This is a genomic window from Taylorella asinigenitalis ATCC 700933 (assembly GCF_000687755.1).
GTDB classification, from domain to species: Bacteria; Pseudomonadota; Gammaproteobacteria; order Burkholderiales; family Burkholderiaceae_B; genus Taylorella; species Taylorella asinigenitalis.
Genome location: NZ_JHXN01000028.1, coordinates 1 through 2,639, shown reverse-complemented (window position 1 = coordinate 2,639; position 2,639 = coordinate 1). Strand labels below are relative to the sequence as shown.

4 protein-coding genes are annotated in these 2,639 nt (G+C 66.0%); all 4 read right to left on the bottom strand.

The window, feature by feature from the left end:
- Nucleotides 1-1,015 (bottom strand): hypothetical protein (locus tag T432_RS08920; RefSeq protein WP_044971288.1); only part of this gene is annotated, 1,015 nt, incomplete at its 3' end.
- Nucleotides 993-1,724 carry a fimbrial biogenesis chaperone gene (locus T432_RS08915; RefSeq protein WP_010884054.1) on the bottom strand — a complete coding sequence of 244 codons (732 nt, stop codon included), beginning with the start codon at nt 1,722-1,724 and terminating at the stop codon, nt 993-995. The genes T432_RS08915 and T432_RS08920, both read right to left, overlap by 23 nt.
- Nucleotides 1,725-1,765: 41 nt before the next feature.
- A complete protein-coding gene (locus T432_RS08910) occupies nt 1,766-2,179 on the bottom strand; it encodes a hypothetical protein (RefSeq protein WP_162177799.1) in 414 nt (137 codons plus the stop codon).
- Nucleotides 2,180-2,296: 117 nt separating this feature from the next.
- Nucleotides 2,297-2,639 (bottom strand): Csu type fimbrial protein (locus T432_RS08905; protein ID WP_044971285.1); only part of this gene is annotated, 343 nt, incomplete at its 5' end.

Here is a 2,639-nt window from a genome sequence, read left to right as displayed (position 1 = left end):
CAGACACCAGCCACTGCCCGCGCTGGGTGCCGGCCCGCGCCGCGTACACCAGGGCGCCGCGGGGCAGCCCGAAGGTTTCCTGGGTGAGGTCGAGTACTTCGTCGCGCACGCCGTTGTCGTCGCTGATGACGGCCTTGAGGGTATGTGTCCCGACCTTGTCGATCCACACGTTGCGGATATTCAGACTGCCCGCCGACACACTCCGGGTCGTGACCGGCACGCCGTCGAGGAGCACGGTCACTTCGGCGTCGAGCGGCAAATCAAGCACCCACTCGGGGGCGCGGCGGCGGAACCCGGCCTGGCCTTCGATGCTCAGGCCCCGGAAATCGGTTTCGTTGAATTCGGGGGTGTTCAGGCCGGGGTCGGCGTTCCAGACGGCGCTGACCACCGCCCCAGGCCCCAGCGCGTAACGCAGCACGGCGCGTGGCTCGGAGCGCCAGGCCCCCTGAGAGTCGCGCCCCACGAACATGTCGCCGTAGACACTGAACTGCCGGGTCACGCCGCCGACGCCCAGATAGGCCTGGGCCGCCCGCACTGAAAAGCCGTTCCACTGCGGCGCTTCGGTGTTCAGATTGCCACCGAACGCCACACCCCAGGAAGGCTGTGCGGGCAGCTCACTCTGGGCCCGCAGCCGGTCGAGGTCCAGGTCGTGCCCGCCGAGTTGACGCGCCGGCAAACTCAGGCTGAGCTGCTGCTCGCCGGGATTGAAGCGCACGCGCACGCCGGGGGCCGGCGCAAAAAGCGGCTGACCGTCACACGTCAGCCGCTCGCCCAGCAGGGCCTGTTCGCTGGGGCGCAGCAGGTCCTCGGGCAGCAGCACCTGCACCTCGCCGGCGTCGTCCTGGCGCAGCCGCAGCACCTGCACCCCCCGGCTGCTCCCGTTGACCGACACCGACAGCAGCTGCTCCGGCAGGTCGCAGGTGGCCGCCCGCGCTCCGCCCAGGCCTGCACCCAGCCCCAGGGCCAGCGTCAGCGCAAGGCGCCGAGGCCGCTCAGGGCAGCGCCAGCGTTTCATGCACCTTTTCCCCCCGGGCATTGGTAAACGACAGGGTCAACGGCCCGGTCGCCGATCCCAGGTCGGAGAGCCGCACAGTCACGTCCGAGTCTTTCAGGACCGCCCAGGAATTCAGGGTCGCCTGCCGCCCGCCGCGCTCGGCCACGAAATTGTTGTACGTCTCGTGGCGATTGCCGGCGTTGGTCATCTTCAGCAGCAGGTCGCCGGTGTCACGGGTCACGGCGTAGCTGATTTTGGCCGCCGCGCTGCTGGGCGCAATGTAGACCGGCAGCGAGAACGACAGCACCAAGTTCAGGCTGGTGCCGGTGCCGCCGACATTGGGCACGCTCGCGTCGTCGCTGTTCGGTAGCTCCTGCTGGCGCACCTGCAAGCGGTAGGTCAGTTCGTCGGCCCCCGGCTTCTTGCGCAGACCCATGCGGATAATCTGCTGGCCGCCGGGCGGAATGGTGAACTCGGTGGGGTTCACGATGATGTCGCGGGTGTCTTCCAGCACCGTCTGACCGCCTTGCAGACTCCACACCTTGGGCGTGACGGTGAAGCGGGCCGGGGCACTGCCGAGGTTGTACACCGTGGTCTGCGAGTTGAGGGTCTGTTCAGAATTGATCTGGATGACGGTCGGGGCAAAGCCGAACGTCTGGGCCAGAGCGCTCCCGGTCACAGCGAGCGCGCTTCCCAGCAGCAGCCGGCGCAGATACGGAAGATAGGACATGGATTCGGTTTCCTTGAGCTTGAGGGAAGGTCCTGAAGAGGTCAGGGCTGATTGAGCAGCACCAGACTGAGCTGCGCCTGATAGGTGCCGATCTCAATCCACTGGTCGGACGCGAAGTCGAGGGGAAAAGTCAGATTCTGACTGCCGCGCAGCACTTGGCCGCGCAACTGGTTTAGGTTTCCGGAAAGAGTAGCCCGCAAAAGGGCCGAGCCCTGCTTAAAAGGAACGGTCAGCACCGGGCTGGCCTGCCCAGCATCCTGCACGCCGGACAGAAAAAGTTGAAATTCGTCGTTGGGCGTTTCACACCCGACCTGAACGGTCAGCGCGGCGCGCAGCGGTGCCAGGGCGCTGTAGGCCGGCGCCGGCACCTGAGGGGCCGCACGTTCCAGCCTGCAAGTCGCCTGAGCACTGCCGAGCAGAGCCAATATCGCTGGTGTTAACGCCGCTGCACCCATCCACCGCATCCTGTCGCCTCCCTTCAGATTATCTCAGCCGAACCTTGGCGGGCGCCCGATAAGCAGATCCCCCGGCCCTGAAGACCGGGGGCCTGAAGCAGGCTCACGCAGACCGGCTCAGTTCCAGCTGATGTCCATCGAGACGGTGTCTTTGTAGACGCCCACGGGGCTGGTCCACTGCTGCGCGGGGATGTCCACGGACACGGTGGGGGTCCAGATGTCGCCGTCAGCCGTTTCCTTCTTGGCGATGCTGCTCTTGTAGGTGTAGTTCAGGGTGTTGCTGCCGTTCTTCAGGGTGCCGTTGCCGCCCTGATCCATCGTCACGTTGGTACCGCGCTGGCAACGCAGGGTGTGGCTGGTCATCGTCCCTTCCCACTTCACGCCATTCAGCGAGTTGTACTTCCAGTCGTACTTGCCGAAGGTGGTGCCGGTCTTGTTGCTGCCGTCGGCCACTTGGCTG